The following is a 24,351-nucleotide window of genomic DNA, read 5'->3' on the forward strand; positions in this document are numbered from 1 at the left end:
TGTAAAAAATCTCGCTGAGAAATCAGCGAGATTTTTTATGCATCTTTATCTTTTTTCAATTTCCCTTTTTGCTTTGCCATTTCTCGAAGTAAATACTCGATGTGTGCATTGACGCTACGAAACTCATCATTCGCCCATTTTTCGATGACTGCGTGTAATTCAGGATCAATACGTAATGGAAAGCTTTTCTTTTTAGCCATAGTGATTTACAGCCTTTTAGTATAGGCTTCCTGTATTAATAACTGGTTGCGCACCTTTATCTGAAACGATGGCAACTAATAAGTTGTTCACCATATTCGCTTTACGCTCGTCATCTAATTCAAGTACGCCTTCTTCATCTAACATATGGATTGAATCTTTTGCCATCTTCACAGCACCTTCAACAATCTCTTTTCTAGCAGCTAATACTGCTTTTGCTTGTTGGCGTTGTAGCATTGCATGGGCAATTTCTGTTGCATAAGCTAAATGTGTTAAACGAGTTTCTAACACTTCTACGCCAGCAATTTCAAGGCGTGCTTCTAGCTCACGTTTTAATTCTTCAGAGATTTCTTCAGTATTTCCACGTAACGTAATGCAAGTTTCATCTTGGAAATTATCATAAGGATATTTCGTTGCAACGTGGCGGATTGCCGTTTCACTTTGAATTTCTACAAATCGATCATAATGTTCAACGCCAAACATCGCTTTTGCAGAATCAACAACTTTATAGACGATAACAGCTGCAATTTCAATTGGATTTCCGTCAACATCATTTACTTTTAATTTCTTACTATTAAAGTTCTCAACACGTAACGATACAGTTTGACGGAACGCGAACGGAATCGTTAAAAATAAACCGTTTTGACGAATTGTTCCTAAATAATTACCGAAAAACGTAATGACTTTTGCTTGATTTGGTTGAACAATCCCGATACCTGTAGCAAGAACTGCAGCTAAAATAATAGTTAATGCAGCTCCTATGAAAATTTCTTGCACGAGGAAAAATACACCGATAGCGGCTAAAATCAAAATTCCAATAATCCCAAGAAAACCATTAACATAAAATACTTGTTTTTCTTTCATATGATCGCCTCCTGATATAAAAATGATATCACTTTTATATCATTTTAAGCAAGAGGTGTACACCTAATTTTCTGAATTTTATTTATTATGTATATTTTAATGTTCGAAAAAAGAATGTATGTTCTGTTTTGTGATAAAATAAAGAAGACTTAACCGCCCACTGCAGCAGCTAAGTCCCTTTGAGAGCATCTTGCATCGTGACAAATGATTCAAAGCGGTTTTGCCAGGATTATATCTTCAATCGCTGACTCAATCTCTTTGTCAGAAGCGTCATAACTTCCGTTTGACTGTGGTTTGTCGTGCTTGGAAGTTTGATTCGCTTCTTCTTTAGTATGTCCCTTCTCAGCAAAATTCATGCTAGGCATTTTAAATGCCCCCATGTTCATGTATTTTCCGAATTTCCACATTTCAACAATAGGGCAGAAACGAACAATTCCCTCTGCAACTTTCATTGCACCAATCCATAGCAAAATGTTAGACCAAGTGCACCAAGGTTTGCGCACGAGTTTCGTTGCACTACAACCGAAGAGGACAAGTCCGAGTGTAATTCGAATTAGGGCATTTATTGTACCGATATTTTGCTTCATTAGAAAAACACTCCTTTTATGAAAGTTGAAATAGATAATACTATTTCCTTTATTAGTATCCCTTTTGATTTTTCGGATATGTAATCCAACATTTGACGTGGAAAAAGATGTTGGATTGTGCGTGTGTGTAAGTAGCTTTTTTTGTTATAATGAAAGAATGCATAAAAGGAAGTTCAAAATTAAATCCTCTCGTTTGAAAAATGTGGAAGAGGGGATTCCAAACTTAATTCTCCGCTTTAAACAAATATTTAAGGTGAACTTAAAAAATCCTAATGAAAATAAACTGTTATTTTAAACAGAAATATATACAACTTGAGAAAAGAAAGGGTGTTTTCATGTACGATATTTCCGGATGGAAACATGTATTTAAGCTTGATCCGAATAAGGAGTTAAGTGACGAACATTTAGAAATGATTTGTGAGTCTGGAACAGATGCTGTTATTGTAGGCGGAAGTGATGGGGTGACAATTGATAATGTACTACACATGCTAGTTAGCATTCGTAGATATGCAGTTCCTTGTGTGTTAGAGGTTTCTGATGTGGAAGCAATTACACCAGGATTCGATTTTTATTATATCCCAAGCGTTTTAAATAGCCGAAAGGTGGAATGGGTAACAGGCGTTCATCATGAGGCTTTGAAAGAATTTGGGGATATTATGGATTGGGACGAAATTTTTATGGAAGGATATTGTGTTTTAAATCCTGAAGCGAAAGTAGCCCAGCTTACAGATGCAAAGTGTGATGTAACAGAAGATGATGTGATTGCATACGCGCGTTTAGCAGACAAGCTATTACGTTTACCGATATTTTATTTAGAATATAGCGGTACGTATGGAGATGTTGAACTTGTTAAAAATGTAAAAGCACAATTGAAACAAGCTAAGTTATATTATGGCGGTGGTATTTCTAATGCTGAACAGGCGAAGGAAATGGCGCAGCATGCTGATACAGTAGTTGTTGGAAATATTATTTATGATGATATAAAAGCAGCGTTAAAAACGGTTAAAGCAGTAAAAGGAGAGTAGGTGCAGGCGTATATGAGTATGACAGATAGATTATTAAATGGTTTAAATCCGCAGCAACAGAAAGCAGTACAAACAACGAACGGACCACTTCTATTAATGGCAGGCGCAGGTAGTGGTAAAACACGTGTGTTAACACATCGTATTGCGTATTTACTTGGTGAAAAAGGAGTAGCACCATGGAACGTACTAGCTATTACCTTTACAAATAAAGCGGCTCGTGAAATGCGCGAGCGTATTGATACACTTGTCGGACCAGAAGCTGAAGATATTTGGATTTCTACGTTCCACTCTATGTGTGTACGTATTTTACGACGTGATATCGATCGCATTGGTATTAATCGTAACTTTACAATTTTAGATTCAGGTGATCAGTTAACTGTAGTTAAAAAAATTATGAAAGAGCGCAATATTGATCCGAAGAAATTTGAGCCGCGCTCTATTTTAGCTGGTATTAGTAATGCGAAAAATGAATTGTTATCTGCGGATAAATATGCGAAGAAAATTACAATTGCTGATCCATATGAAAAATTAACGAGCGATGTATATACAGAATATCAAAAACGTCTTTTGAAAAATAACTCACTAGACTTTGATGATTTAATTATGACGACGATTCAACTATTTGAGCGTGTTCCAGAAGTACTAGAGTTTTATCAGCGTAAATTTCAGTATATTCACGTGGATGAGTATCAAGATACGAATAAAGCGCAGTACCTTCTTGTTAAACATTTGGCAGCACGTTTTAAAAATTTATGTGTTGTAGGTGACTCAGATCAGTCAATTTATCGCTGGCGTGGTGCGGACATTTCTAACATTTTGTCATTCGAAAAAGACTATGAGAATGCGCAAGTTATTCTGTTAGAACAAAATTATCGTTCGTCACAAAATATTTTAAATGCAGCGAATGCTGTCATTGAAAGAAATACGAATCGTAAACCGAAGAAATTATGGACAGATAATGAAGTTGGAAGCAAAATCTCTTACTATCGTGCTGCAACGGAAAAGGACGAAGCATACTTTGTTGCGAAAAAAATTCGCGACGATATTCAAATGGGAAAACGAAAATATACTGATTTTGCGGTGTTATATCGTACAAATGCGCAGTCTCGTATGGTCGAGGAGATTTTCCTGAAATCTAATATTCCTTACAAAATTGTCGGCGGTACGAAGTTCTACGACCGTAAAGAGATTAAAGACATTTTGGCGTATTTACGCTTAATTGGGAATCCAGATGATGAGATTAGTTTCGCACGTATTATTAACGTGCCAAAGCGCGGAATTGGTGCGACTTCTATCGATAAAATTATTAATTACGGTGTACAAAATGGAATTTCATTAACAGCTGTATTCGATGAGATTGAGCATGTTGGAGTAAGTGCAAAGGTTACAAAGGCAGTAAAAGAATTCGCAGGTTTATTACACAACTGGGTAAATATGCAAGAGTATTTATCTGTTACAGAATTGGTAGAAGAAGTTATTGAAAAAACCGGCTATCGCGACATGTTGAAAAACGAGCGTACGTTAGAAGCGGAAGGTCGTCTAGAGAACTTAGATGAGTTTTTATCTGTTACGCAAACATTTGAATCTCAAAGCGAAGATAAGAGCCTTGTTGCATTCTTAACAGACTTAGCACTTGTTGCAGATATTGATCGTGTAGATGAAGACCCAACTGCTGGTGAGGAAGTTATTTTAATGACGATGCACTCAGCGAAAGGATTAGAATTCCCAGTTGTCTTTATTGTTGGTTTAGAGGAAGGAATATTCCCGCATACTCGTTCTCTAATGGAAGAAGATGAAATGCAAGAAGAGCGTCGTCTTGCTTATGTAGGTATTACTCGTGCAGAAGAAGAATTGTATTTATCCAATGCACAAATGCGTACATTATTTGGTAGAACAAGTATGAATGCCGCATCTCGATTCATTACAGAAATCCCGACAGAACTAGTAGAATCATTAAATGAAACAGCGCCGAAGCGTGAAACTTCGTTTGGTGCAAAAGGAAGAACGGCAAGTAGCAGTAAAACGACAACTACAACACGTTCTCGCTCAGCTTTCGCGCGTCCTGCAGCTAAGACGACAGGCGGCGAACAAATCGGCTGGGCAGTAGGCGATAAAGCTTCCCACCAAAAATGGGGAATCGGTACAGTTGTAAGTGTAAAAGGTGAAGGTGATGCAAAAGAATTAGATATTGCGTTCCCAAGCCCAATTGGTGTTAAACGTTTGTTAGCAAAATTTGCACCTGTGACGAAACAATAGGAAAGGAATGAGGATATGTCAAAAGAGATAGCAAAAAAACGTATAGAAGAACTACGTGATTTGTTAAATACATTTAACTATCAATATCACGTGTTAGACAATCCTTCTGTTTCTGATGCGGAGTATGACCGTAATATGCAGGAGCTTATAAAATTAGAAGCAGAGAACCCAGAGTTTATGAGTGAAGATTCTCCCTCCGTTCGCGTTGGGGGAACGGTTCTTGATATATTTGAAAAAGTAACACACAAGTCACCGATGTTAAGTTTAGGAAATGCATTTAACGAAGGAGATTTACGTGATTTTGACCGACGAGTACGTCAAGGAATTGATGATGCGAATGTAAGATATATATGCGAATTAAAAATTGACGGACTTGCTGTTTCACTTCATTATGAAAAAGGACGCTTCATTCAAGGGGCAACACGTGGTGATGGTGTAACAGGTGAAGATATTACTCAAAATTTAAAAACGATTAAAGCAATCCCGCTTCGTTTAAATGAAGAAGTAACGTTAGAAGCACGAGGCGAAGCTTATATGCCGAAGCGTTCATTCGTTAAGTTAAATGAAGAAAAAGAGCAAAATGGTGAAGATGTATTTGCAAATCCGCGTAATGCGGCAGCAGGTTCAATCCGCCAACTTGATCCGAAAATTGCAGCGAAGCGTAACTTATCTATGTTTGTATACGGTCTTGCGAATGTAGAAGAAAAAACAATCCTATCACATAGTGAATCGCTTGATTTCTTAGGTGAACTTGGATTCAAAACAAATCCAAATCGACGTACATGTGAAACAATTGAAGAAGTTATAGCTTATGTAGAAGAATGGCAAGAAAAACGTCCGCATCTTGATTATGAGATTGATGGGATCGTTATAAAAGTAGATGATGTTGCTCTTCAAGAAAGTCTAGGCACTACAGCAAAGAGTCCAAGATGGGCAATTGCTTATAAATTCCCAGCTGAAGAAGTTGTAACAAGATTAACAGGCATTGAATTAAGTGTTGGTCGTACAGGGGTTGTAACACCGACTGCAGAGCTAGAGCCAGTACGAGTGGCTGGTACGATCGTTCGTCGTGCTTCTTTACATAACGAAGATTTAATTCGTGAAAAAGATATTCGAATTGGTGACTACGTTGTTGTGAAGAAGGCTGGAGATATTATTCCTGAAGTTGTGAATGTTATTTTTGATAAGCGTACTGGTGAGGAAGAAGAATATCATATGCCAACGCATTGCCCAGCATGTGAGAGTGAACTAGTTCGTTTAGAAGGAGAGGTAGCACTTCGTTGTATAAACCCAACTTGTCCTGCTCAAATTCGAGAAGGGTTAATCCATTTCGTTTCAAGAAATGCAATGAATATTGATGGACTTGGAGAACGTGTCATTACACAACTCTTTGAGGCAGATTATATTCGTACATTTGCTGATTTATATTCGTTGACGAAAGAGCAATTATTACAGCTAGAACGATTTGGAGAAAAATCAGCAACGAATTTAGTACAAGCAATTGAGAATTCTAAAGAAAACTCATTAGAGCGATTATTATTCGGTCTTGGTATTCGCCATGTCGGAGCGAAAGCAGCGCGTACATTTGCTGAGCATTTCGAAACAATGGATGCGCTTGTGAAGGCAACGGAAGAAGAACTAAAAGCAATTAATGAAATTGGTGAAAAAATGGCTCAATCCGTAGTAACGTATTTCGATAATGAAGACGTATTAGAGTTATTACAACAATTTAAAGAATACGGCGTGAACATGACATATAAAGGCATGAAAATTGCTGATTTACAAAACGTTGAGTCGTACTTCGCAGGAAAAACTGTCGTTTTAACAGGGAAATTAGAAGTTATGGGACGTAGTGAAGCGAAGAAGAAGATTGAGGCATTAGGTGGAAAAGTAACAGGAAGTGTTAGTAAAAGTACGGATTTAGTTGTTGCAGGTGAAGCGGCAGGTTCGAAATTAGCACAAGCGGAGAAACATAATGTCGAGGTTTGGAATGAAGAGAGGTTCTTACAAGAGCTAAATAAGTAAGAGGTGCAAACTTACCATGAAAAAAATAGCATTAGCGGTATTAAGCCTTGGCCTACTTGTAAGTGGGTGTAGTGCAGGTGCCGACAAAGATGAAAAAGTGGTTGAGAAATCGGGGAAAGCAAAAGAGCAAGCAATCGTCCCGAATTACTCTATTTCGGATGAATATTATAAGACGACTATTCCATTTGTGGGAGGAAACGCACGTGGCTTAGTTGTGCAAGGAGTAAGTAATCGCCTTGATATAGATGAATTTGAAACAGGATTAATGCGTATTGCGAAAGAATCATTTAGTACGAAAGATAATGTTTTAAAAGGCGGAAAATCCCTAAAAACTCAGGATATACAGATGCTTGTTAAAAGAAAACGTACAGATGCAGAACAAAAGGAACTAGAAAATACACTAAAAAAAGATGCGGTTAAATTCCCGAACATAGGGTTAAATCCTACATTAGGTTCAGGATCCGAATCACTAGAAGTGAAAAATAAAAAAAATCCAATATATATTTCAAATATTTTAGAGCATGATTATTATGTGAACAAAGGCGAAAAAAATGAGCGTAGCGGCATTGTAGTTGGATTAGCGATGAATTCGGTTCATTATTATGAGGAAGAGCATGGTTATCCGCGTGAGGCTGCAATTTCGAATGAAAAGATGTTAGCTGAAGGGAAAAAAATGGTGCCAGAAATCTTGAAAGTTATGCATCAACAAGATCCTGAGACAAAAAACCTTCCGATAACATTTGCAATTTATCGTCAGGCTCCAAAGTCTTCGCTCGTGCCAGGTAACTTTGTTTCTTATGCGAATGTTGAAAAAGGCAGTGAAACAGTTGAGGATTGGAAACAAATTAATGAGAAATATTATTTGTTCCCATCTGAACAAGCGAAAACAGATAATAAACGTGAAGATCTGGCGAGAGTATCAAACTTCAAGGCAAAATTAAGCGATTATTTCCAAGGCGACTATACAGCTGTTATCGGTACTGGTATGTATAGAGACGATGAATTAAGAGAAATAAAGCTCGATATTCCTGTCCAGTTTAATGGGAAAGCAGAAATAATTGGCTTTACACAATATGTAGCCGGGCTTGTTATGGAATACTTCCCGAATTATATGAAAGTACAAGTAACGATTAAATCTGTAGAGCGTCCAGAAGCGATTATTATACGTGAAGCGAAGCAAGATGAGCCGTATGTGAAAATTTTAGATTAAATAGAAGGGCCGTTCCTTTATGGAACGGCTTTTTTTCTTTGGTAATTTTGTTATAATTTAAAATGTTATAAATAATGGGGTAAGGGGTAAAGCGCATGGGCGAATTAAGTTTTCAAGTCATTATTTTATTAATTGCATTCGGTTTTTTAGCAGCTTTTATTGATTCAGTTGTTGGTGGTGGAGGATTAATTTCGCTTCCGGCACTTATGTTTGTTGGTTTACCACCAGCTTCGGCAATTGCAACGAATAAATTAGCTGCAACGATGGGGACGTTTACGAGTGCGATTTACTTTATTCGATCGGGAAAGGTTGATTTTAAAATTGTAGGAAAGTTAATCCCGTTAACTATTATAGGGGCAGTCGCAGGTGCTTTAGTAGTAAAGTTTATTCCGCCGGATATTTTACGTCCGTTAGTGCTTGTGATGTTGGTGTTTATTGCCATTTATATTATTGCGAAAAAGGATTGGGGAAGTGTATCTACCTATAAGAAGATGACGAAAAGAAAAACATTAATATTTTTCTTGGTTATTTTAATGATAGGGTTTTACGATGGATTTTTTGGACCAGGAACAGGATCCTTTTTAATTTTTGCATTTTTATTAATTGGTTTGGATTTTATTCAAGCGGCAGCATCTGGAAAACTTTTGAATTTTGTTAGTAATATCGTATCGTTAATCACTTTTTTATTTTTAGACGTAATTCATTTTGAATACGGTATTATTATGGGATTATCGATGATTTTGGGCGCTTATTTTGGATCGAAATTTGCAGTTCAAAAAGGTGTTGGATATGTAAGAACTTTATTCTTGTTAGTAACTATTTTATTGATTAGCAAAAACGTTTTGGAATATACTCATATTTTGTAGAGTTATACATTTGTATAACTCTGTTTTTTTATTATATTTTAAAAATTAATTAATTTTTAAAATATAAGTCTAGGAATATTTGAATAAATCTAAATTATCGTGTAGAATAATGTTGTAAAATGTAAACGTTTTTCTAAGGGGAGGCTAAAAGGATGGTAGTAGCATACAAACATGAGCCATTTACAGATTTTTCAGTAGAGGCTAACAAATTAGCGTTTGAAGAAGGTTTAAAGAAAGTAGAATCTTATCTTGGACAAGACTATCCATTAATTATTGGGGGAGAAAAAATCACTACAGAAGACAAAATTGTTTCTGTAAACCCTGCAAATAAAGATGAACTTGTTGGTCGCGTTTCAAAAGCAAGCCGTGAGTTAGCTGAAAAAGCAATGCAAGTAGCGGATGAAACATTCCAAACTTGGAGAAAGTCAAAACCAGAAATGCGTGCAGACATTTTATTCCGTGCTGCAGCAATTGTTCGTCGTAGAAAACATGAATTCTCTGCTATTCTTGTAAAAGAAGCAGGTAAACCATGGAATGAGGCAGATGCTGATACAGCAGAAGCAATCGACTTTATGGAATATTATGGTCGTCAAATGTTGAAATTAAAAGACGGAATTCCAGTAGAAAGCCGTCCAATTGAATATAATCGTTTCTCTTACATTCCATTAGGAGTAGGTGTTATCATTTCTCCTTGGAACTTCCCATTCGCAATTATGGCAGGTATGACAACAGCTGCTTTAGTTTCTGGTAATACAGTATTACTAAAACCAGCTAGTACAACTCCTGTAGTAGCAGCGAAATTCATGGAAGTATTAGAAGAAGCTGGCTTACCAGCTGGCGTAGTAAACTTCGTACCAGGTAGCGGTTCTGAAGTTGGTGATTACTTAGTAGATCACCCTCGTACACGTTTCATTAGCTTCACTGGATCTCGTGATGTAGGTATCCGTATTTATGAGCGTGCAGCGAAAGTAAACCCAGGTCAAATTTGGTTAAAACGCGTTATCGCTGAAATGGGTGGTAAAGATACAATCGTTGTTGATAAAGAAGCAGATCTTGAATTAGCAGCTAAATCTATCGTTGCATCAGCATTCGGATTCTCAGGACAAAAATGTTCTGCATGTTCTCGTGCAGTAATCCATGAAGATGTATACGATCACGTATTAAATCGTGCTGTTGAATTAACGAAAGAATTAACAGTTGCTAACCCAGCTGTATTAGGTACAAACATGGGTCCTGTTAATGACCAAGCTGCATTCGATAAAGTAATGAGCTATGTTGCAATTGGTAAAGAAGAAGGTAGAATTTTAGCAGGTGGCGAAGGAGATGATTCTAAAGGCTGGTTCATCCAACCGACAATCGTTGCTGACGTTGCAGAAGATGCTCGCCTAATGAAAGAAGAAATCTTCGGACCAGTAGTAGCATTCTGTAAAGCAAAAGACTTTGACCATGCACTTGCAATTGCAAACAATACAGAATACGGTTTAACAGGAGCAGTTATCTCTAACAACCGTGACCATATTGAAAAAGCACGTGAAGACTTCCACGTAGGTAACTTATACTTCAACCGTGGATGTACTGGTGCAATCGTAGGATACCAACCATTCGGTGGCTTTAACATGTCTGGTACAGACTCTAAAGCTGGTGGCCCTGACTACTTAGCACTTCACATGCAAGCAAAAACTACTTCTGAAACTTTATAAGAAATAGTAGAAGAGATCTTCGCAGTCTGCGAAGATTTCTTTTTTTTTGAAAAACTTTCTATCATGCCTTTCGAGAGGACTCCCACCTCTAAACGTAAGTGAAGGTGGTGAGGTGAATCGAAAGAAATATTTTATTTTCAAGAAAAAGGAACGTATGTTTTATTTTTGCTATAATATCCTTAACAAGGAGGTGAATAAAATGACAAAGGAAAATCCATCAAACTATAAAACTCTTCAAATCTGGATTAAAAAAGGGCATCGTATGTATTCTTATTTTCAAGAATGTTGTCATAACGCTAAGAATATGTACAACACTACAAACTTTTATATACGCCAGGTGTACACTGGATTAACACAAGAAAAAGAGTTGCAGCCTTTGCAAAAAGAAGTTCTGGATCATATTCATAAAAATATTGGTAAGATGAATGACACACAACTTCTTGCCTATCAGAAGAAATTGGAAAAAAAGAAATTAAAGCCTACAGAAGAACAGAAAGAGATTACATGTAATTTGTTTTCAGAACCTAATTTTGAAAAACCTTATGTAGATTACAACTTTCTAGATGCACTATTTAAGGTTATGATTCAAAATGATTATCGAGCTTTGCCTACGCAATGTAGCCAGTCAATCATGAAAGGTTTGTTCCAAAATTGGAAATCTTTTTTTGCTAGTTTAAAAGATTATAAAAAGAACCCAAACAAATATGCTGGAATGCCTAGGATTCCAAAGTATATTCGTTCTTCTGAAAAAGAGATTCTGTATACAAACCAAGATTGCATCATTAAAAACGGTAGATTTTTAAAGTTTCCAAAGACGAAATTGCAATTAAATATTGGGAAACTAGGTTTCACTGAAGGTAAACTGAAACAAGTTCGTGTGATTCCAAAATACAATGAATATGTAGTGGAATTGGTAATGGATGTTCCTTCTGAACAACAAATTATTGAAGAGAATGCTCGTTATATGAGTATTGATTTAGGGATTGATAACCTTGCAACCATTGTAACAAACACAGGTATGAAACCTGTCCTTGTTAAGGGCAAACATGTCAAAAGCATAAATCAATATTACAACAAAATGAAGCGTCATTTTACAAGCGTTCTTAGAAATGGAAAACAAACGAATGAAGGGCCTTTTACTTCTAAAAGGATAGAAAAACTTCATCAAAAACGTTACTTGAAAATAAAAGACGTCTTCCATAAAGTGAGTCACCATATCGTAAAACTAGCTCAAGAAGAAGAAGTTTGTAAAATCGTTATTGGTCAAAACAAAAGTTGGAAACAAGAAACGAATATGGGAAAAAGAAATAACCAATTGTTTTGTCATATCCCACATAGTGTACTGATTCAAATGATTACATACAAAGCAAATGCTGTAGGCATTCAAGTTGTTGTAACTGAAGAATCATATACATCGAAAGCAAGTTTTCTGGATAACGACTTCATTCCAACGTATGGAGAAAATGACCAAAATACAACTTTTTCAGGAAAACGAATAAAGCGCGGCATATATCGTTCAGCAAATAAAACTTTAATTCATGCAGATGTAAATGCTGCGGCTAACATTTTACGAAAAGTAATCCCAAATGCATGGACAAATGGGATAGTGGGGTTAAGCGTGAAACAGCTCGCTAATGTGTTAACTCCCCTGACGTTAATCGTCCGTTAGGTCGAAACGTTAGAAACCCCCACTTCAAGCTTCGCTAAGTGGGGGAGTGTTCATATGTGGATTAAGATAGATATACCTAGAAAAACTAATAAGGTTTACTTCAGTAAATAAGATATATTATATTTGTTGGATAGATTCTCTTTAAAGATAAGAAAAGAAAAGTAGGTGAACAAAGTGGGGAAATATCAATTAGATTACAAAGGACAAGTAGCTGTCGCAAAGTTTCATGAAAAACAGACGCCTGTCAAATTTGATAAAAAGCAGCAAATTGAAAAATTACGTGCGGAGTATTTGAAAAAGAAACAAAAACAAACAGATAAATAGTAGGAAAAACTAGTTAATTTGAATAAAAAACACTTACCATATATTACTATTTGGTAAGTGGAACTAGCTAAACCCTATTCATATCGGGATAAACATGTAAATAGAAACAAAACAATGAGAAAAGTTGACTTATTAGTCACATTTTTTTGTATTCATTTTAAGGATTTCCTGTATAATACAATTTGAAAGAAAATCTATGGTTTGACAAGAAACACTCTTTTCGGTTTTGCTCACTGAAGAGAGTGTTTTTTTGTAGCTAAAAACTCCTCTGTACTCATTACATTTGCATAGACGCCATTTAAACTAGCTAAAATTGTGTTATGGATATAAACGGCTGGTATAGTAGCATTCTTAAAAGAAAGGTCTTTTGTAGCACAAGCATCATGTATCACAGTACATTGCAAGCCGAAATCAAAAGCAGCTCTTACAGTAGCATCAATACACATATGAGTCATCATCCCGCATATGACGACGTGTTCAATAGCTAAACGTTGTAATTGCTTTAGAAGATCAGTTTCGCGAAAACTATTTGGATAATGCTTGAGTATAACGGTTTCTTCTCTAAGTGGACGTACGCTTTCATGAATATGTACACCTTCTGTATTGGGTAGGAAAAAAGTAGCGTCCTCTTTTATTGCTACATGTTGGATATGAAAAATAGGTTCGTTTTTCTTTCTAAAGAGCTGTAGTAGCCGACGGGCATATGCGCTTGCTTCGACTGGATTACGTAATTCCATTTTGCCGTGTGGAAAATAATCATTTTGAATATCAATGAGTAAAAGAGCTGTTTTCATATATTTATCTTCCTCCGATTTCATATTCAAATAATGGTATTCAATTAGTAGAGAAGATTATCCTTTTAAAAAATATGCAAGAGGAGAATTTTACATAACTTTAAAGATTACTATTTTTTATTGAATTTTTCATCTGAAAATTTTAATAAAGAAATAATTAATATTTTTCTAAAAAATGTATTGACTCTTACTATTCTGAGTTCTATAATGAGAATTAATTAAACGACAATTAAATCGATACATTCTTATCCAGAGAGGTGGAGGGACTGGCCCTACGATACCTCAGCAACGGGTTTTTTTAATACCGTGCTAACTCCAGCAAGCCTATGAAAGGCTTGGAAGATGAGAAGATGTGAACGAGTATATATAAGTGCTCTCCTTCTTATCTTTATGGTTGATAAGAAGGAGAGCACTTTTTATTTTACCTCGAAAGCTCTACTTCAAGTTTTCGCAGCATATAGGAGGGGGAAAAATGATTTCTTTTAACAATGTAAGTAAAGTATATGAAACAGGTGGGCAATCTGTTCATGCGGTGGAGGATGTAACATTATCAGTTGAGAAAGGCGAAATTTTTGGCATTATCGGTTTTAGTGGCGCTGGAAAGAGTACGTTATTACGCCTAGTAAACATGTTAGAGAGACCAACGGCAGGAACGATTTCAATAGATGATAAAGAGATTACATCATTATCGACGAAAGAATTACGGAAGCTAAGACAAAGAATCGGGATGATTTTTCAAAGTTTTAATTTATTTAATTCAAGAACAGTATTTGGGAATATTGCTTATCCATTAAAGTTGGCGAAAGTACCAAAGAATGAGATAAAAGAAAGAGTAAATGAATTGCTGAAGTTTGTAGGGTTAGAAGATAAAGCAAACAATTACCCAGAGCAGTTATCAGGTGGACAAAAGCAGCGTGTTGGTATCGCTAGAGCGCTCGCAACATCACCAGATATTCTTATATGTGACGAGGCAACATCAGCTTTAGATCCAGAAACAACGGCAGAAATTTTGAACTTATTAAAGAAAGTAAATCGAGAATACAACTTAACAATTCTTCTTATTACACATGAAATGCATGTTGTGAAAGAAATTTGTCACCGTGTAGCTGTAATGGAGAAAGGAAAAGTTATTGAGGAAGGAAAACTGTTTGATGTTTTCACACAACCAAAAACAAAGACGACTCAAAACTTTGTACGTTCTGTTATTAATGATCATTTACCGGAAAGTGTTTTAGCAAAAATTCAAAATGGTGGTCAGATTTATCGTCTAACATTTACTGGTGAGGAGACAGGACAGCCAGTACTATCATATATCGCAAAAAACTATAATGTCGATGTAAATGTACTGTACGGAAATATTATTGAACTTCAAAATGTGCTATTTGGAAATCTTCTTGTAGAATTGCAAGGCGAACAGAGGGAAATTCAAAAAGCATTACAACATCTAAGACTGCAAGTGCAGCTGAAGGAGGTAGAAGCTCATGCGAGTTGATTGGAGTATATTTTGGCCGCGTATAGTAGATGCGACGGGGGATACTCTCTTAATGGTAATTGTAACCCTTATATTTGCTACAATTCTCGGTATACCTCTAGGTTTACTTCTATATGTAACGAGAAAAGGAAACTTTTTAGAAAATAAATGGGTCTTTTCTATTCTTAATATCATCATTAATACAATTCGTCCGATTCCATTCATCATCTTCTTAGTAGCTTTAAGCCCGCTAACAAGAAGTGTTATCGGAACGACAATTGGAACGGCGGCAGCAATTTTCCCAATGACGTTAGTTGCATCAATCGGTATTGCTAGAATGGTTGAAACAAATCTTGTTTCTGTTCCGAAAGGGGTAATCGAAGCAGCTCAAGCGATGGGTGCTTCACCAATTAGAATTGTTTTTGAAATCCTTGTACCAGAAGCGTTAGCGCCATTAATTTTAGGTGTTACATTTATGACAGTTGGTTTAATTGAATTTTCTGCAGTTGCTGGGCTTGTCGGTGGTGGCGGTCTTGGTGACTTAGCAATGACATATGGTTATCAACGTTTTGATACATCAGTTATGTTTGTAACGGTCGTTTTACTTATTATTCTCGTACAGTTAGCTCAAAATTTAGGAAACTACTTTGCGAAAGTCTTTTTACGCAGATCATAAAAAGAAAGAGGGGAAAGAAAATGAAGAAAATTTTAGCATTTGCATTATCAGCGATTGTAGGGGTTTCGGCGTTAAGCGGCTGCTCAGATGCAGGAACAAAAGAGAAAACAGTTCGCATTGGTGTAACTGGAACGGATGGAAACGCTTGGGAAATTGTAAAGGAAAAAGCTGAAAAAGAAGGGATTAAAGTTAAACTGGTTGAGTTCTCTGATTACACGACGCCAAATAAAGCGTTAGCTGATGGAGATATTGAGCTAAACTCATTCCAGCATATTGCTTTCTTAGAGCAATTTAAAAAGGAGCATAAATTAGATATTACAGCTGTTGGTACAACGCAAATTGCACCAATGGGTTTATACTCTGAAAAACATAAGAAAGCAAATGAAATTCCAGATGGTTCTGAAATTGCGATTCCAAATGATCCAACAAACCAAGCACGTGCATTAAAACTTCTTGATGCAGCTGGGTTATTAAAGCTTAAGAAAGACTTTGGCTTATTTGGAGATCCAAGCGGCATTGCTGAAAATCCGAAGAAATTAAAAATTACACCGGTTATCGCACAGCAAACACCTCGTGTATTAAAAGATGTTGCAGCTTCAGTTATTAATAACGGTGTTGCTGGTCAAGCTGGATTAGATCCAGCTAAGGATCCAATTTTCTTAGAAGATCCAAAGAATGAAAATGCGAAGCCGTATATTAATATTTTCGCAGCTCGTACGAAAGATAAAGATGATCCAACACTGAAAAAAGTAATTGAACTATATCATTCAAAAGAAGTAACAGAGGCAATTAAGAAAGAAACAAATGATGGTTCTATTTCAGTAGATCTTTCACTTGATGAGCTTGAAAAGATCGTAAAATAATGATTGGGTTTAATGGACTAACAGAAGGAACCCCTCCGCTGTTAGTTCGTTCAACATATAATCTACTTAACAAACAAAACAAACCCTAATTCTGTACCTTCCAATTCTGTATAACATAGAATCCAATGTTTGTTAAGTAGAGTAATGGACCAGGAGTTTTCCTGGTCTTTTTTATTACTGAAAGCAGCTAGCAAGTAGTAAGGTAATCCAAATTATAATGGGATAAGAAAATAAGCTGAACACGAGTGTAATTACGAATTGCTTTTTTTGAATTAAGTGTTTTTGGGATGAAAAAAAGAAAATAGAAAAGATAACAATGAAAACAGCTGATATTACGCCCGGATTATAGGAGCGGTAAATAAAAAACAAAATAATATGTTGAACAGAGTTGAAGAAGATAGCTCCTTGTATAAAAATAATCCAGTATATAGAAGACAAGAAGTTTAGTTGATATAGAAAGACGATAAGTAAGACAAAGAGAGTTAATACAGAAATCGCAATGAAAAATTGTTGGCTAGTTATAAAAGTAATTGAAAATTGATTAGCAAGATATTGTGGCATTTGAAAAGATTCTTCAAGGTTATGAATGAGAAATAACAAGGGAATCATCCAAAGCATAATAGTGGAATGCTTTTTAAACAACTTACATCGCTCCAATATAGAGATAGAAAGCCTAAAAAGGCCCTCTATCCAGAGATATTCATTCGATTATAATATTTTTTAAATTATTTTTATGATGCCCTTGTTCTTTCGGATAAGCAGCTAGCTCCTCTTGTAAAATATTTAGTATTTGCTTAGCTGATTGCTGGATGGGTGCAGGTAACTCTTCTAATATATGCATACCCATTTTTATTTTTGTACGAATTACCTTCCTTATTAATTCCTCATGCATGCACGACACCTCCAAAACGAATGTTTAGTACATCATCTTCAAATTTTGCTCCTTGAATAGAAAGGTGTGTTAACGTTTTGGGTAATGTGATGTTTCGTTTAACAGAACCAGCACGAATGATAAGCTCGTCACCTTTTTGATTTAATGCAAGTTCACTTTTGTTAGAGAAGGGAATGGACAGAACGAAAATATACTCATCGCCATCTTTTTTTACATATTGAGTGCGACCGTTAAATTTTACTTCAGTAGGACAATAATCTTTTTTAAATAAAGCATCTCCAACGCGTTCTAACATAGGTAAGCCAACAACTTCTTGTTCAAACATTGGAGCTTCGTAAATAGGAAGCGGATCAAAACTATTTTGAATTAATGTTTTATATTTCTTTTGAGTATCTTTCCAAGCTTGAAAATAAGGATCGATGACAGTGTTAGGGATGACGCGGTTAATCATAATCGCATCTACGTTATAATCGTATAAATTTAAATACGTAAAGCTACGCTGAGCCTCTTTAATGACCATTTTTTCGGGATTTACAACGATGCGGATACTTGTTACGTCTCGGTTTGATAAAATATCTCTCATTTCTCCAAGTTGTTCAAGTGTATTTGTTAATTCGTCCATAATATCATCGGTTGGAAGGGGGACACCAAGAAGTGGTTGAGCTACAGGGCGAACAACTTTTAAAACTTTTCTTTTAATAGGGAAGAGTTTTTCCATCCACCAGCCGAGCATGTCTGGAAAACTGAGCATTGCTAATGTTTCTCCTGTTGGAGCACAATCAATGATAATAACGTCATATGTGTTTTGTTTATAATAATCGAGTACGCGAAGTAAACTAATTAAATCTTCCATACCGGGAAACATCGTTAACTCTTCGGTTGTAATATCATCAGCTGCTTTGGAAGTGAAAAGTAGTGTAATATATTTCTGTAACTTTCCCCAGCCCTTTTCCATTTCATAAATTGTATTAATTTCTTGTGCCCACAAATTTTTACGAATTTCTAATGGCTCAGAAGATAACTTTATACCAAATGAATCTCCTAAACTATGAGCTGGGTCTGTGCTCATTACTAAAGTTTTTAATCCTTGTTTTGCGATTTGAAGTGCAGTTGCCGCTGAAATGCTAGTTTTTCCTACGCCGCCTTTACCTGTATACAAAATAATTCTCATCATTCATATCCCCTTTGTTTCGATTGTCGAATATTACGAGTAACGAAATATTTTTTTGAATAAAAACCCTATTAGGGTTTTTATTCAATCGGAATGTTTTTCATTTTAGGTGTAGAAACCTTTTCTTCTGTTTTTTGTTGTGACGTAGCAATGTGATTCATAATCTTTTGGAAGATGTGTAGTAAAAATGCTTTTTCTTCTTCCGATAATGCTTCGGTCACTAGGTTAAAATAATGGGCTGCATTTTGTTTTACTTCTTGAACGAGCATTACGCCGTTTTCTGTTAAACGAATTAATACAATGCGTCGGTCGTTTTCATCACGGTATCTTTCAATATATCCTTTTTTTACAAGGCGATTTACAACACCTGTCGTTGTACTCATTGGTATATCAAGAAGATCAGCGATTTTTGTCATTGTAATATCCGTATTTCGCTCCATCCAAAGTAAACAAAATACTTCAGTTTTAGAAAGTGTTAAATCTAAGCTTACCCATTCTTCAGGATAGAAAAGTTTCTTGGCGTTATCTAGCAGTAAGTCTAAAAAATGTTCGTATTGCAACAATTAATTCCACCCCCGTATATTTCGAGGTTCGTAATATTTATTTTTATTTTATGTAGAATTGAAATAAATGTCAATGTTTTTAACTGTTTTTTCAGATTAGAAAGAAAACTCTCTTTAAAATAATATTTTTTGTGATAGATTTATAAATAGCAAACTAGAATTTACATAAAAATCCATCATGGTAAATATACTTATCTATAATGGATGTACAGCTAACGAGGGGGAGAACGATGAGAAGACGTAATACGCAAGCGTTCACGTTTTTAGCATGGACTTCATTTGTTTGCGCGCTTTCAGGTATGCTAATTGGAATTTATACGCTAGATGAAACGCTTAGTGTAAAAGGATATTATTTACTTGGAACATTATTTTTAACGATGTCTTGTTTTGTATTACAAAAAACAATTCGTGATAATGAAGAAGATAACGAGAGATTTCCGAAAAATAAACCGTTAGATAAAGAGTAAATCGTAAAGAAAGGCGTTTGCCTTTCTTTTTTTATGTAAAAATGCTGTAAGTGCCGTGTGTTGACTTGCTTGAAGTACTGAAAATTTGGTATCATCAATAGTATTGTAGATTGAACGATATATTATGGAGGTGGCCTAGCCGTGTCAAGAATTTCCGTTGAGAATGTAAAGCACGTAGCACATTTAGCACGTCTTGCAATTACTGATCAAGAAGCAGAAAAATTTCAAAAACAACTAGATGCAATTGTTACATTTGCAGAACAGTTAAATGAATTAGATACAACAGATGTAAAACCAACAACTCATGTATTAACTATGAAAAATGTTATGCGTGAAGATGTACCAGAAAAAGGTTTACCAGTTGAAGAAGTATTAAAAAATGCACCGGATCACAAAGATAATCAAATCCGTGTTCCAGCAGTATTAGAATAGAGGAGGGGAATTTCGATGTCATTATTTGATCATTCAGTATCAGAGTTACATAAGAAATTAAACAACAAAGAAATTTCCGTTACGGATTTAGTAGAAGAATCTTACAAACGTATTGCGGATGTTGAAGATAACGTAAAAGCTTTTCTTACATTAGATGAAGAAAACGCACGCGCGAAAGCGAAAGAGTTAGATGCGAAAATTGGTGCTGAAGATAATGGTTTATTATTCGGTATGCCAATCGGTGTTAAAGATAACATTGTAACTAACGGTCTTCGTACGACTTGTGCAAGCAAAATGTTAGCAAACTTCGATCCAATTTATGATGCGACAGTTGTGCAAAAGCTAAAAGCTGCTGACACAATTACAATCGGTAAATTAAATATGGACGAGTTCGCAATGGGTTCTTCAAATGAAAACTCAGGTTTCTACGCTACGAAAAATCCATGGAACTTAGATTACGTTCCAGGTGGATCTAGTGGTGGTTCTGCAGCAGCTGTAGCAGCAGGAGAAGTATTATTCTCTCTAGGTTCTGATACGGGTGGTTCTATCCGTCAACCAGCTGCATATTGCGGCGTTGTAGGTTTAAAACCAACTTACGGACGTGTATCTCGTTACGGATTAGTAGCATTTGCATCTTCACTTGACCAAATCGGACCGATTACACGTACAGTAGAAGACAATGCATACTTATTACAAGCTATTTCAGGTCTTGACCGTATGGATGCAACTTCTGCTAACGTTGAAGTAGGAAACTACTTAGCTGGTTTAACAGGCGACGTTAAAGGTTTACGCATTGCTGTACCGAAAGAATACTTAGGAGAAGGTGTTGGCGAAGAAGCTCGTGAGTCAGTACTAGCTGCTTTAAAAGTATTAGAAGGTATGGGCGCAACTTGGGAGGAAGTATCTCTTCCACACTCTAAATACGCTCTAGCAACGTATTACTTATTATCTTCTTCTGAAGCATCAGCTAACCTTTCACGCTTTGATGGCGTACGTTATGGTGTTCGTTCTGATAACGTGAATAACTTAATGGATCTTTACAAAAACACACGTAGTGAAGGCTTCGGTGATGAAGTAAAACGTCGTATTATGCTTGGTACATTTGCACTTAGCTCTGGTTACTATGATGCATATTACAAAAAAGCACAACAAGTACGTACATTAATTAAAAACGACTTTGAAAATGTATTTGCTAACTACGATGTTATTATTGGACCAACAACGCCAACTCCGGCATTTAAAGTGGGCGAAAAAGTTGATGATCCAATGACAATGTATGCAAATGACATTTTAACAATCCCAGTAAACTTAGCAGGTGTTCCAGCGATTTCTGTTCCATGTGGATTCGGTGCTAACAACATGCCACTTGGTTTACAAATCATTGGTAAACACTTCGATGAAGCGACAATTTACCGCGTTGCACATGCGTTTGAGCAAGCAACAGACCATCATACAAAAAAAGCAAGTCTGTAAGGAGGCGAGCATAGATGAATTTAGAAACAATTATTGGTTTAGAGGTTCACGTTGAGTTAAAAACAAATTCGAAAATTTTCTCTGCGAGTCCAACAGAATTCGGAGCGGAACCAAATACACAAACAAGTGTAATTGACTTAGGATACCCAGGAGTACTTCCTACTTTAAATAAAGAAGCAGTTAACTTTGCAATGAAAGCTGCAATGGCATTAAACTGTGAAATCGCAACAGAAACGAAGTTTGACCGTAAAAACTATTTCTATCCAGATAATCCGAAAGCTTACCAAATCTCTCAGTTTGATAAGCCAATTGGTGAAAATGGTTGGATTGAAATTGAAGTAGACGGTAAAAAGAAACGTATCGGTATTACACGTCTTCATTTAGAAGAAGATGCTGGTAAATCAACGCATACAGCTGACGGCTCATTAGTAGACTACAACCGTCAAGGTATGCCTTTGATTGAGATCGTATCTGAGCCAGATATGCGTACGCCAGAAGAAGCATATGCATACTTAGAGAAGTTAAAATCAATCATTCAATACACTGGCGTATCTGATTGTAAGATGGAAGAAGGTTCCTTGCGTTGTGATGCGAACATTTCCCTTCGTCCAGTTGGACAAGAGAAGTTCGGTACAAAAGCGGAACTGAAAAACTTAAACTCTTTCACTTACGTACAAAAAGGTCTTGAGTTTGAGCAAGCTCGCCAAGAAAAAGAATTATTATCTGGTGGTATCATCCAACAAGAAACACGTCGTTATGATGAAGCAACGAAGAAAACAATCTTAATGCGTGTGAAAGAAGGATCTGATGATTACCGTTACTTCCCAGAGCCGGACTTAGTTGAACTTTACATCGACGATGAGTGGAAAGAAGCAGTTCGTGCTTCTATTCCAGAACTTCCAGATGCACGTAAAGCTCGCTACGTTGCAGAATTAGGCTTACCGGCTTATGATGCACACGTATTAACATTAACGAAAGAAATGTCTGATTTCTTTGAAGCAACTGTTGCAGATGGTGCTGATGCGAAATTAACATCGAACTGGTTAATGGGTGAAGTGCTTGCGTACTTAAACAAACAACAAAAAGAATTAAAAGACGTTGCATTAACGCCTGCTGGTTTATCTAAAATGGTTCAATTAATTGAAAAAGGTACAATTTCTTCTAAAATTGCGAAGAAAGTATTTAACGAATTAATTGAAAAAGGTGGAGACCCAGAAGAAATCGTTAAAGCGAAAGGCCTTGTTCAAATTTCTGACGAGGGTACACTTCGTAAAGTTGTAACAGAAATTCTTGATAATAATGAGCAATCTATCGAAGACTTTAAAAACGGTAAAGACCGTGCAATTGGCTTCTTAGTTGGTCAAATTATGAAAGCTACAAAAGGACAAGCAAATCCACCGCTTGTTAACAAAATCTTACTTGAAGAGATTAATAAGCGATAATAGTAGTAACTTTTAAAGATTAAGCAGAAAAACACCCGTACATGGGTGTTTTTCTAGGTTAATCAAACGTTTGTTTAAATGAGAGAAAATTATTTAAACAAACGTTTGATTAACTGTCAAAAGTGGAAAAATGTTTGTATAGCAACTATGGTATGATAGTTGCAAAAAGGTGGGAATAATGATAAATCTAGACATAGAGGTTTTTTCATCTCATGAAATAATAGATAATTATTATTCGTTATATGTAAATTGTTGTGAGGAAATAGATAGACATAAATTTTTTTTGTCAAATAAAACAAAACCATTGAAATGAATATTTACTTTTGATGGGCTACACGAATCGGGTTCTTACTGCCTGTTTGAGCGAGATAAAAGAAGGATAGGAAGATGAGAGGAGGTAGGCACGGGAATACTGAATAGAAGTTCGGTATGTTCTTTGTCGATACATAAAGAAATTTCCTGTGCTAATAAATGATGAAGCGAGCAAGAATTATTTATAATCCTACTTCTGGGCGTGAGCTATTTAAGAAGAGCTTACCGGAAGTATTACAAAAATTAGAACAAGCTGGATATGAAGCATCTTGTCATGCGACAACGGGTCCTGGAGACGCAACTGTGGCGGCGAGGCAAGCTGTAGAGCGTAAATTTGATGTTGTTATTGCGGCTGGTGGTGACGGCACGTTAAATGAAGTCGTAAACGGTCTAGTTGGTCATGAATTCCGTCCGAAATTTGGAATTATTCCAGTTGGAACGACAAATGACTTTGCACGTGCAATCGGTGTACCTCGTTCTATTGAAGAGGCAGCGGATATTATTTGTGAAGGAAAAACTGTGCCATTAGACCTTGGTAGAGCAAACGATACATATTTTATTAACATCGCTGGTGGCGGTCGTATTACAGAATTAACATATGAAGTACCAAGTAAGCTAAAGACGGTATTAGGACAACTTGCTTATTATTTAAAAGGTATCGAAATGCTACCATCACTACATCCAACATATGTTGAAATTGAGTATGATGGAAAATTACTACAAGAAGAAATTACGATGTTTTTAATTACGAATACTCGTTCAGTGGGCGGCTTTGAAAAGGTAGCACCATATGCATCGATTAACGATGGCTTATTTGATTTATTAGTGCTGAAAAAAGGTTCGATTGCCGACTTAATTAAAGCTGCAACACAAGCGCAGCGTGGTGAACATATTAACAATCCAAAAGTACTATACACACAAGCGAACCGAATTAAAGTGCATTCACCAGATAAACTAATGATTAATTTAGATGGTGAATATGGTGGAGATGCACCGATGGAATTCGAAAATATGTATCATTGTCTGGAGCTATTTGTTCCTGAACATCAAGAGGATGCCCTGTAAAGGCAT

24 protein-coding genes and 1 riboswitch are annotated in these 24,351 nt (G+C 36.1%); of the genes, 16 read left to right on the forward strand and 8 right to left on the reverse strand.

The genetic code is table 11. The features are described from left to right. Positions 1 to 35: 35 nt before the first annotated feature. The 3 genes from ACTFRS_RS22770 to ACTFRS_RS22780 form a co-directional block, all read right to left on the reverse strand. Complete coding sequence (locus ACTFRS_RS22770; RefSeq protein WP_001085171.1) at positions 36 to 200, reverse strand: toxin-antitoxin system HicB family antitoxin; 165 nt, start codon at positions 198 to 200, stop codon at positions 36 to 38. A gap of 16 nt (positions 201 to 216) precedes the next feature. After that, complete coding sequence (locus tag ACTFRS_RS22775; protein ID WP_000660683.1) at positions 217 to 1,062, reverse strand: SPFH domain-containing protein; 846 nt, start codon at positions 1,060 to 1,062, stop codon at positions 217 to 219. 209 nt (positions 1,063 to 1,271) lie between these two features. Next, positions 1,272 to 1,649, reverse strand: coding sequence for a YgaP family membrane protein (locus ACTFRS_RS22780; RefSeq protein WP_002026867.1), 378 nt, complete (start codon positions 1,647 to 1,649; stop codon positions 1,272 to 1,274). Between the two features lie 335 nt (positions 1,650 to 1,984). On the opposite strand from ACTFRS_RS22780, the gene ACTFRS_RS22785 reads away from it, so the two are divergent. The 8 genes from ACTFRS_RS22785 (at position 1,985) to ACTFRS_RS22820 (ending at position 12,724) form a co-directional block, all read left to right on the forward strand. Beyond that, complete coding sequence (locus ACTFRS_RS22785) at positions 1,985 to 2,674, forward strand: heptaprenylglyceryl phosphate synthase (protein WP_000272093.1); 690 nt, start codon at positions 1,985 to 1,987, stop codon at positions 2,672 to 2,674. A 12-nt stretch (positions 2,675 to 2,686) separates the two neighbouring features. Continuing rightward, the gene (gene pcrA / locus ACTFRS_RS22790) at positions 2,687 to 4,930 is read left to right on the forward strand and encodes a DNA helicase PcrA (protein ID WP_033669338.1); all 2,244 of its coding nucleotides are present in this window, start codon (positions 2,687 to 2,689) and stop codon (positions 4,928 to 4,930) included. Between the two features lie 15 nt (positions 4,931 to 4,945). Continuing rightward, positions 4,946 to 6,955, forward strand: a complete 2,010-nt coding sequence (gene ligA, locus ACTFRS_RS22795) for an NAD-dependent DNA ligase LigA (protein ID WP_242294586.1) — start codon at positions 4,946 to 4,948, stop codon at positions 6,953 to 6,955. A 16-nt stretch (positions 6,956 to 6,971) separates the two neighbouring features. Then, positions 6,972 to 8,165 carry a CamS family sex pheromone protein gene (locus tag ACTFRS_RS22800; protein ID WP_242294585.1) on the forward strand — a complete coding sequence of 398 codons (1,194 nt, stop codon included), beginning with the start codon at positions 6,972 to 6,974 and terminating at the stop codon, positions 8,163 to 8,165. A 95-nt stretch (positions 8,166 to 8,260) separates the two neighbouring features. Next, positions 8,261 to 9,031 carry a TSUP family transporter gene (locus ACTFRS_RS22805; RefSeq protein ID WP_242294584.1) on the forward strand — a complete coding sequence of 257 codons (771 nt, stop codon included), beginning with the start codon at positions 8,261 to 8,263 and terminating at the stop codon, positions 9,029 to 9,031. A 152-nt stretch (positions 9,032 to 9,183) separates the two neighbouring features. After that, positions 9,184 to 10,731, forward strand: coding sequence for an L-glutamate gamma-semialdehyde dehydrogenase (pruA, locus tag ACTFRS_RS22810; RefSeq protein WP_440025197.1), 1,548 nt, complete (start codon positions 9,184 to 9,186; stop codon positions 10,729 to 10,731). Positions 10,732 to 10,930: 199 nt separating this feature from the next. Further along, positions 10,931 to 12,400 (forward strand): RNA-guided endonuclease InsQ/TnpB family protein, encoded by a 1,470-nt coding sequence (locus ACTFRS_RS22815; protein WP_242294583.1) that lies wholly within the window; start codon positions 10,931 to 10,933, stop codon positions 12,398 to 12,400. Between the two features lie 174 nt (positions 12,401 to 12,574). Beyond that, positions 12,575 to 12,724 (forward strand): hypothetical protein, encoded by a 150-nt coding sequence (locus ACTFRS_RS22820; protein ID WP_000521648.1) that lies wholly within the window; start codon positions 12,575 to 12,577, stop codon positions 12,722 to 12,724. A 230-nt stretch (positions 12,725 to 12,954) separates the two neighbouring features. On the opposite strand, the gene ACTFRS_RS22825 is transcribed toward ACTFRS_RS22820, so the two are convergent. Next, entirely contained in the window at positions 12,955 to 13,518 is a 564-nt protein-coding gene (locus ACTFRS_RS22825; protein WP_000844890.1) for a cysteine hydrolase family protein, read from the reverse strand. A gap of 242 nt (positions 13,519 to 13,760) precedes the next feature. Next, positions 13,761 to 13,867: riboswitch (SAM riboswitch) on the forward strand. A 123-nt stretch (positions 13,868 to 13,990) separates the two neighbouring features. Between ACTFRS_RS22825 and ACTFRS_RS22830 the strand changes: the two genes are divergently transcribed. From ACTFRS_RS22830 to ACTFRS_RS22840, 3 genes are read left to right on the forward strand one after another with little or no spacing between them, the layout of a single operon-like run. After that, a complete protein-coding gene (locus tag ACTFRS_RS22830) occupies positions 13,991 to 15,010 on the forward strand; it encodes a methionine ABC transporter ATP-binding protein (RefSeq protein ID WP_139869433.1) in 1,020 nt (339 codons plus the stop codon). Next, the gene (locus ACTFRS_RS22835) at positions 15,000 to 15,665 is read left to right on the forward strand and encodes a methionine ABC transporter permease (protein WP_001261879.1); all 666 of its coding nucleotides are present in this window, start codon (positions 15,000 to 15,002) and stop codon (positions 15,663 to 15,665) included. The genes ACTFRS_RS22830 and ACTFRS_RS22835 overlap by 11 nt, the downstream gene beginning before the upstream one ends. A 20-nt stretch (positions 15,666 to 15,685) precedes the next feature. Next, on the forward strand, positions 15,686 to 16,528 hold the full coding sequence (locus ACTFRS_RS22840; RefSeq protein ID WP_000721591.1) for a MetQ/NlpA family ABC transporter substrate-binding protein: 843 nt from the start codon (positions 15,686 to 15,688) through the stop codon (positions 16,526 to 16,528). A gap of 174 nt (positions 16,529 to 16,702) precedes the next feature. Here the strand turns inward: ACTFRS_RS22840 and ACTFRS_RS22845 are convergent, their stop codons facing one another. The 4 genes from ACTFRS_RS22845 to ACTFRS_RS22860 all read right to left on the reverse strand — a co-directional run bounded on the left by ACTFRS_RS22845 (position 16,703) and on the right by ACTFRS_RS22860 (position 19,154). Continuing rightward, a complete protein-coding gene (locus ACTFRS_RS22845) occupies positions 16,703 to 17,170 on the reverse strand; it encodes an HXXEE domain-containing protein (RefSeq protein ID WP_011039940.1) in 468 nt (155 codons plus the stop codon). A 58-nt stretch (positions 17,171 to 17,228) separates the two neighbouring features. Then, on the reverse strand, positions 17,229 to 17,420 hold the full coding sequence (locus tag ACTFRS_RS22850; protein ID WP_000544085.1) for a DUF3926 domain-containing protein: 192 nt from the start codon (positions 17,418 to 17,420) through the stop codon (positions 17,229 to 17,231). Then, the gene (locus ACTFRS_RS22855) at positions 17,413 to 18,594 is read right to left on the reverse strand and encodes an ArsA family ATPase (protein WP_440025193.1); all 1,182 of its coding nucleotides are present in this window, start codon (positions 18,592 to 18,594) and stop codon (positions 17,413 to 17,415) included. The genes ACTFRS_RS22850 and ACTFRS_RS22855 overlap by 8 nt, the downstream gene beginning before the upstream one ends. A gap of 77 nt (positions 18,595 to 18,671) precedes the next feature. Then, a complete protein-coding gene (locus ACTFRS_RS22860; RefSeq protein WP_139869436.1) occupies positions 18,672 to 19,154 on the reverse strand; it encodes a MarR family winged helix-turn-helix transcriptional regulator in 483 nt (160 codons plus the stop codon). A gap of 230 nt (positions 19,155 to 19,384) precedes the next feature. Here ACTFRS_RS22860 and ACTFRS_RS22865 point away from each other — a divergent pair, with 230 nt between their 5' ends. The 5 genes from ACTFRS_RS22865 (at position 19,385) to ACTFRS_RS22885 (ending at position 24,345) form a co-directional block, all read left to right on the forward strand. Further along, positions 19,385 to 19,621, forward strand: a complete 237-nt coding sequence (locus ACTFRS_RS22865; RefSeq protein ID WP_001254396.1) for a YiaA/YiaB family inner membrane protein — start codon at positions 19,385 to 19,387, stop codon at positions 19,619 to 19,621. Positions 19,622 to 19,762: 141 nt separating this feature from the next. Beyond that, on the forward strand, positions 19,763 to 20,053 hold the full coding sequence (gene gatC / locus ACTFRS_RS22870; protein ID WP_000086999.1) for an Asp-tRNA(Asn)/Glu-tRNA(Gln) amidotransferase subunit GatC: 291 nt from the start codon (positions 19,763 to 19,765) through the stop codon (positions 20,051 to 20,053). 15 nt (positions 20,054 to 20,068) lie between these two features. Continuing rightward, the gene (gene gatA, locus ACTFRS_RS22875) at positions 20,069 to 21,526 is read left to right on the forward strand and encodes an Asp-tRNA(Asn)/Glu-tRNA(Gln) amidotransferase subunit GatA (RefSeq protein WP_000051445.1); all 1,458 of its coding nucleotides are present in this window, start codon (positions 20,069 to 20,071) and stop codon (positions 21,524 to 21,526) included. 14 nt (positions 21,527 to 21,540) lie between these two features. Beyond that, on the forward strand, positions 21,541 to 22,968 hold the full coding sequence (gene gatB / locus ACTFRS_RS22880) for an Asp-tRNA(Asn)/Glu-tRNA(Gln) amidotransferase subunit GatB (RefSeq protein WP_001047674.1): 1,428 nt from the start codon (positions 21,541 to 21,543) through the stop codon (positions 22,966 to 22,968). Positions 22,969 to 23,439: 471 nt separating this feature from the next. Further along, the gene (locus ACTFRS_RS22885) at positions 23,440 to 24,345 is read left to right on the forward strand and encodes a diacylglycerol kinase (protein WP_000977677.1); all 906 of its coding nucleotides are present in this window, start codon (positions 23,440 to 23,442) and stop codon (positions 24,343 to 24,345) included. Positions 24,346 to 24,351 lie beyond the last annotated feature (6 nt).

Origin of the sequence: Bacillus cereus group sp. MYBK139-1, assembly GCF_051916915.1 — a bacterium.
Lineage (GTDB): Bacteria > Bacillota > Bacilli > Bacillales > Bacillaceae_G > Bacillus_A > Bacillus_A pacificus.

Coding starts and splice junctions, on each gene's coding strand:
- ACTFRS_RS22815 (WP_242294583.1), top strand. CDS start 10,931: ATGACAAAGGAAAATCCATCAAACTATAAAACTCTTCAAATCTGGATT.
- ACTFRS_RS22785 (WP_000272093.1), top strand. CDS start 1,985: ATGTACGATATTTCCGGATGGAAACATGTATTTAAGCTTGATCCGAAT.
- gatB (WP_001047674.1), top strand. CDS start 21,541: ATGAATTTAGAAACAATTATTGGTTTAGAGGTTCACGTTGAGTTAAAA.
- ACTFRS_RS22865 (WP_001254396.1), top strand. CDS start 19,385: ATGAGAAGACGTAATACGCAAGCGTTCACGTTTTTAGCATGGACTTCA.
- ACTFRS_RS22775 (WP_000660683.1), bottom strand. CDS start 1,062: ATGAAAGAAAAACAAGTATTTTATGTTAATGGTTTTCTTGGGATTATT.
- ACTFRS_RS22780 (WP_002026867.1), bottom strand. CDS start 1,649: ATGAAGCAAAATATCGGTACAATAAATGCCCTAATTCGAATTACACTC.
- ligA (WP_242294586.1), top strand. CDS start 4,946: ATGTCAAAAGAGATAGCAAAAAAACGTATAGAAGAACTACGTGATTTG.
- gatA (WP_000051445.1), top strand. CDS start 20,069: ATGTCATTATTTGATCATTCAGTATCAGAGTTACATAAGAAATTAAAC.
- ACTFRS_RS22770 (WP_001085171.1), bottom strand. CDS start 200: ATGGCTAAAAAGAAAAGCTTTCCATTACGTATTGATCCTGAATTACAC.
- ACTFRS_RS22840 (WP_000721591.1), top strand. CDS start 15,686: ATGAAGAAAATTTTAGCATTTGCATTATCAGCGATTGTAGGGGTTTCG.
- pcrA (WP_033669338.1), top strand. CDS start 2,687: ATGAGTATGACAGATAGATTATTAAATGGTTTAAATCCGCAGCAACAG.
- ACTFRS_RS22830 (WP_139869433.1), top strand. CDS start 13,991: ATGATTTCTTTTAACAATGTAAGTAAAGTATATGAAACAGGTGGGCAA.
- ACTFRS_RS22800 (WP_242294585.1), top strand. CDS start 6,972: ATGAAAAAAATAGCATTAGCGGTATTAAGCCTTGGCCTACTTGTAAGT.
- pruA (WP_440025197.1), top strand. CDS start 9,184: ATGGTAGTAGCATACAAACATGAGCCATTTACAGATTTTTCAGTAGAG.
- ACTFRS_RS22805 (WP_242294584.1), top strand. CDS start 8,261: ATGGGCGAATTAAGTTTTCAAGTCATTATTTTATTAATTGCATTCGGT.
- ACTFRS_RS22825 (WP_000844890.1), bottom strand. CDS start 13,518: ATGAAAACAGCTCTTTTACTCATTGATATTCAAAATGATTATTTTCCA.
- ACTFRS_RS22850 (WP_000544085.1), bottom strand. CDS start 17,420: ATGCATGAGGAATTAATAAGGAAGGTAATTCGTACAAAAATAAAAATG.
- ACTFRS_RS22835 (WP_001261879.1), top strand. CDS start 15,000: ATGCGAGTTGATTGGAGTATATTTTGGCCGCGTATAGTAGATGCGACG.
- ACTFRS_RS22885 (WP_000977677.1), top strand. CDS start 23,440: ATGATGAAGCGAGCAAGAATTATTTATAATCCTACTTCTGGGCGTGAG.
- ACTFRS_RS22855 (WP_440025193.1), bottom strand. CDS start 18,594: ATGATGAGAATTATTTTGTATACAGGTAAAGGCGGCGTAGGAAAAACT.